Origin of the sequence: Faecalibacterium butyricigenerans (assembly GCF_020687345.1) — a bacterium.
In the GTDB taxonomy this organism is placed as follows: Bacteria; Bacillota; Clostridia; order Oscillospirales; family Ruminococcaceae; genus Faecalibacterium; species Faecalibacterium butyricigenerans.
Genome location: NZ_JAJEQL010000059.1, coordinates 1 through 4,980, shown reverse-complemented (window position 1 = coordinate 4,980; position 4,980 = coordinate 1). Strand labels below are relative to the sequence as shown.

General features: G+C 60.0%; 3 protein-coding genes and 2 tRNA genes. 3 read left to right on the top strand and 2 right to left on the bottom strand.

What is annotated here, in order from left to right:
- Together LKD23_RS12610 and LKD23_RS12605 are read right to left on the bottom strand one after the other, a co-directional pair.
- Positions 1 to 72, bottom strand: a tRNA-Gly gene (locus LKD23_RS12610).
- Between the two features lie 29 nt (positions 73 to 101).
- Positions 102 to 177, bottom strand: a tRNA-Phe gene (locus LKD23_RS12605).
- Between the two features lie 73 nt (positions 178 to 250).
- Here LKD23_RS12605 and LKD23_RS12600 point away from each other — a divergent pair.
- The 3 genes from LKD23_RS12600 to LKD23_RS12590 are packed head-to-tail and all read left to right on the top strand — an operon-like array spanning position 251 to position 4,750.
- Positions 251 to 454 (top strand): hypothetical protein, encoded by a 204-nt coding sequence (locus tag LKD23_RS12600; RefSeq protein ID WP_227621924.1) that lies wholly within the window; start codon positions 251 to 253, stop codon positions 452 to 454.
- A gap of 42 nt (positions 455 to 496) precedes the next feature.
- Positions 497 to 2,488 (top strand): DNA gyrase/topoisomerase IV subunit B, encoded by a 1,992-nt coding sequence (locus tag LKD23_RS12595; RefSeq protein WP_227621923.1) that lies wholly within the window; start codon positions 497 to 499, stop codon positions 2,486 to 2,488.
- A gap of 12 nt (positions 2,489 to 2,500) precedes the next feature.
- A complete protein-coding gene (locus LKD23_RS12590) occupies positions 2,501 to 4,750 on the top strand; it encodes a DNA gyrase subunit A (RefSeq protein WP_227621922.1) in 2,250 nt (749 codons plus the stop codon).
- The last annotated feature ends 230 nt before the right edge of the window (positions 4,751 to 4,980 follow it).

Here is a 4,980-nt window from a genome sequence, read left to right as displayed (position 1 = left end):
GCGGCCGACGAGGCTCGAACTCGCTACCTCCACCTTGGCAAGGTGGCGCTCTACCAGATGAGCTACGGCCGCATATTGGAAACCCTGCTGGGTTTCCTGACTGGTGCCTCCGATCGGAATCGAACCAATGACACGGGGATTTTCAGTCCCCTGCTCTACCGACTGAGCTACAGAGGCGCACCGGACGATGATTATTATACCTGAAATTTCGATTTTGTAAAGGGGTAAATGCAAATTTTTTTGAGAATTTTTGAAATTTCTTTATTTTTGCCGTGCCATCGACCAAAATAAGACAGACTTTTTCGGCGGTTTTGAGAGGGCAGGAGGAAAGGAGCAGAATGAGAAAGAAGAATTGACATTGGCAACAACCTATGGTTTAATGAAAAGGAATGACAAAAATCGCTTTTTTCCCGACAAGGGGAGATATATACCTATATATAGCAAAAGCGTTTGAGACGGCCCCGCAGCAGACCATTCCGGGGCCGGGAGGAGCAGCATGGCAAAAAAACAGGAATATGGCAACGAAAGCATTACCTCGCTGAAGGGCGCGGACCGTGTGCGCAAGCGCCCGGCCGTCATCTTTGGTTCGGACGGCGTGGAGGGCTGCGCCCACTCCATCTTCGAGATCGTCTCGAACTCCATCGACGAGGCCCGTGACGGCCACGGCGACACCATCAACGTCACCCGCTGCAAGGATGGCAGCGTCATCGTCGAGGACTTTGGCCGCGGTATGCCCGTGGACTGGAACAAGGGCGAAGAGCGCTACAACTGGGAGCTGCTTTTCTGCGAGATGTACGCAGGCGGCAAGTACGGCGAGGGGGAGGACAACTACGAATTCAGCCTCGGCCTGAACGGTCTGGGCCTCTGCGCCACCCAGTACGCCTCGGCGTGGATGACCGCCGACATCTACCGCGACGGCTTCCACTATCATCTCGACTTCCAGAAGGGCGAGAATGTGGGCGGCCTGCACAAAGAGCCGTTCAAGGGACGCCGCACCGGCAGCATCATCCACTGGAAGCCGGACGACGAGGTCTTTACCGACATCGATGTGCCCGGCAGCTACTACAAGGATGTTCTCCGCCGTCAGGCCGTCGTCAACGCGGGCCTGACCCTCAACTTCACCGATGAGAAGGAGAAAGACCCGGCCACCGGCAAACCGTGGAAGGAGAGCTGGTGCTACGAGCACGGCATCGCCGACTACGTCGCTGAGACGGCGGGCGAAGACAGCCTGACCCCGGTGTTCAGCTGCGAGAGCGAGGCCACCGGCCGCGACCGCGACGACCAGCCCGAATATAAGGTGAAGATGAGCGCGGCGTTCTGCTTCTCCAACAAGGTGCAGATGTTGGAGTATTACCACAACTCGTCCTGGCTCGAGCACGGCGGCAGCCCGGAGCACGCCGTCCGCACGGCCTTTGTCTACCAGATCAACAAGTATCTCAAGGACAAGAACCTCTATAAAAAGGGCGAGAGCGCCATCAGCTTTCAGGATGTGCAGGACTGTCTGGTCTACGTCTCGTCCAGCTTCTCCACCCGCACCAGCTACGAGAACCAGACCAAGAAGGCCATCACCAACAAGTTCGTCTCGCAGGCCATGACCGACTTCCTCAAGCACTATCTGGAGGTCTACTTCCTCGAAAAGCCCGACGAGGCCCAGAAGATCTGCCAGCAGGTGCTGGTCAACAAGCAGAGCCGTGAGCACGCCGAAAAGACGCGCCAGAGCATCAAAAAGACCCTCACGACCCAGATCGACCTCGCCAACCGGGTGCAGAAGTTCGTGGACTGCCGCACCAAGGACGCCTCCCGCCGGGAGCTGTATATCGTGGAGGGCGACTCGGCTATGGGCGCGGTCAAGACCAGCCGCGACAGCGAATATCAGGCCATCATGCCCATCCGGGGCAAGATCCTGAACTGCCTCAAGGCCGATTATGCCCGTATCTTCAAGTCGGACGTCATCGTGGATCTCATCAAGGTCATGGGCTGCGGCGTCGAGCTGGGCGGCAAGCACAATAAGGAGCTGGCCACCTTCAACCTCGACAACCTCCGCTTCAACAAGATCGTCATCTGTACCGATGCCGATGTGGACGGCTACCAGATCCGCACGCTGGTGCTCACCATGCTCTACCGGCTGACCCCCACCCTCATCAACGAGGGCTATGTCTATATCGCAGAGTCGCCGCTGTACGAGATCACGACAAAAGACCGGACCTATTTTGCCTACACCGAGCCGGAGAAGGCCACCTTCCTCGAGGAGATCGGCGACAAGAAATACACCATCCAGCGTTCGAAAGGTCTGGGCGAGAACGACCCCGAGATGATGTGGCTGACCACCATGAATCCCGAGAGCCGCCGCCTCATCAAGGTGATGCCCACCGACGTGGAGCGCACCGCGCAGGTGTTCGACATCCTGCTGGGCGACAACCTCGCCGGACGCAAGGAGCATATCGCCCAGCACGGCGCGGAGTATCTGGATGATCTGGATGTGTCTTAAAGAGGATAGAAAATGGCAAAGAAATCAAGCAAAAAGACCCTGAAGCCTGTCCGCCCCCAGCTGGGCGAGGGCGTCGAAATACTGAACGCTGGCAGCGTGCTGGAAGACCCCATCACCCGCACGCTGGAAACGAACTATATGCCCTACGCTATGAGTGTCATCGTCAGCCGCGCCCTGCCGGAGATCGACGGCTTCAAGCCCGCCCACCGCAAGCTGCTGTATACGATGTATGAGATGGGCCTCATCAAGGGCGCCCGCACCAAGTCGGCCAATATCGTGGGCAGCACCATGCACCTCAACCCCCACGGCGACGCCGCCATCTACGACACGATGGTGCGCATGGGCCGGGGCAACGAGAGCCTGCTGGTGCCCTTCGTGGACAGCAAGGGCAACTTCGGCAAGGCCTACAGCCGGGATATGTCCTGCGCCGCAGCCCGCTACACCGAAGCCAAGCTGGAAAGCGTCTGCGAAGAGCTGTTCCGGGACATCGACAAGGAGACGGTGGACTTCGTGCCCAACTACGACGGCACCACCACCGAGCCGACCCTGCTGCCCGTGACTTTCCCCACCATTCTGGCCAACAATACGCTGGGCATCGCCGTCGGCATGGCCTGCAACATCTGCTCCTTCAATCTGGCGGAGCTGTGCAACACCACCATCGCCCTCATGAAGGATGCCGGCCACGACATCGCCACCACCATGCCCGCCCCGGATTTCGTGGGCGGCGGTCAGATCTTATACGACGAAGCCCAGATGCGGGACATCTTCGAGAATGGCCGGGGCAGCGTGAAGGTGCGCGCCCGATACGCCGCTGTGCCGGGCGAAAATATGATCGAGATCACCCAGATCCCGCCCACCACCACGGTGGAAGCCATCATGGACAAGATCGCCGAGCTGGTCAAGACGGGCAAGGTCAAGGAGATCAGCGATATGCGCGACGAGACCGACCTGAACGGCCTCAAGCTCACCCTCGACCTCAAGCGGGGCGTGGACGCGGACAAGCTGATGGCCAAGCTCTTCAAGGCCACCCCGCTGGAAGACAGCTTCAGCTGCAACTTCAACATCCTCGTCTCGGGCCAGCCCCGGGTCATGGGCGTGCGGGAGATCTTGCAGGAGTGGACGGCCTTCCGGATGGAGTGCGTCCGCCGCCGCACCTACTACGACCTCCACGGCAAGGAAAAGCGCCTCCACCTGCTCAAGGGTCTGGCGGCGATTTTGATGGACATCGACAAGGCCATCCACATCATCCGCACCACGGAGGAGGAGACGGAGGTCGTGCCCAACCTGATGATCGGCTTTGGCATCGACGAAGTACAGGCCGACTATGTGGCGGAGATCAAGCTGCGCCATCTCAACCGGGAATATATCCTCAAGCGCACCGGCGAGATCGAGCAGCTGGAAGCCGACATCGCCGACCTGAACGACATCCTCGCAAAGCCCGCCCGCATCCGCAGGATCATCATCAAGGAGCTGGGCGACGTGGCAAAGAAGTACGGCCAGCCCCGCCGCAGCGAGATCCTGTACGACCTGCCCGAGGAAGAGGGCGGCGCCGAAGAAGAGGCTGTGCCGGATTATCCCGTCACCGTCTTCTTCACCCGCGAGGGCTACCTGAAGAAGATCCCGCCCCAGAGCCTCCGCACAGCCGGTGCCCACAAGCTCAAGGAGGGCGACGAGATCATCCGGCAGGTGGAGACGCGGAACAATGTGGAAGCGCTTTTCTTCACCGACCGGCAGCAGGTGTACAAGGTGCGTCTGGCAGAGCTGGAAGACGGCAAGGTGGCCCAGATGGGCATTTATCTGCCGGGCCGGCTGGGCATGGATGAGGGCGAAGCCATCCTCTCGATGGTCATTACCTCCGACTACAGCGGGCAGATGCTCTTCTTCTTCGCCAGCGGCAAGTGCGCGAAGATCCCGCTCAGCTCCTACGCCACCAAACAGAACCGCCGCAAGCTGCTGAAAGCCTACTGCGACAAGGAGCCGCTGGCGGCGATGCTCTTCCTCCCGGAGGAGACGGAGCTTGCCATCCGCACCAGTGCGGGCCGGATGCTGCTGGTCAGCACGGCGCAGATCGCCGCCAAGGCCACCCGCGACAGTCAGGGCGTGGCGGTCGTGACCCTGAAAAAGAACCAGACCATCGCCTCCGTCGTCCCGGCGGATACGCTGGAGCTGGCCAACCCCCACCGCTACCGTGTCCGCAGCCTGCCTGCGACCGGTGCGCTCATCCGGGCGGAGGATGAAGGGGAGCAGATGACGCTGCTGTGATTTTATAATTTATAAGATGAACGGGTGCGCGCGCTTGTGGCGCGGGGCAGAGCGCTCTTACGCTAGGTTAATGTTCTCTTTTGCGTGCCAAAAGAGAACCCGAAATCCTTCTCGCGCTGGTAGCGCGGGGGATGTTTTCTCTTTTGGTCAAGTGGCTTGCGCTCCGCGCGGGCCAGAGGCAGGGAGGGGTGTTTCGACTCCCCCCTCCCTACCTCTGGACTCCACTCTCC

What these genes read in the sequence shown, in the direction of transcription:
- LKD23_RS12595 (WP_227621923.1), top strand. Translation starts at nt 497, where the DNA reads ATGGCAAAAAAACAGGAATATGGCAACGAAAGCATTACCTCGCTGAAG.
- LKD23_RS12590 (WP_227621922.1), top strand. Translation starts at nt 2,501, where the DNA reads ATGGCAAAGAAATCAAGCAAAAAGACCCTGAAGCCTGTCCGCCCCCAG.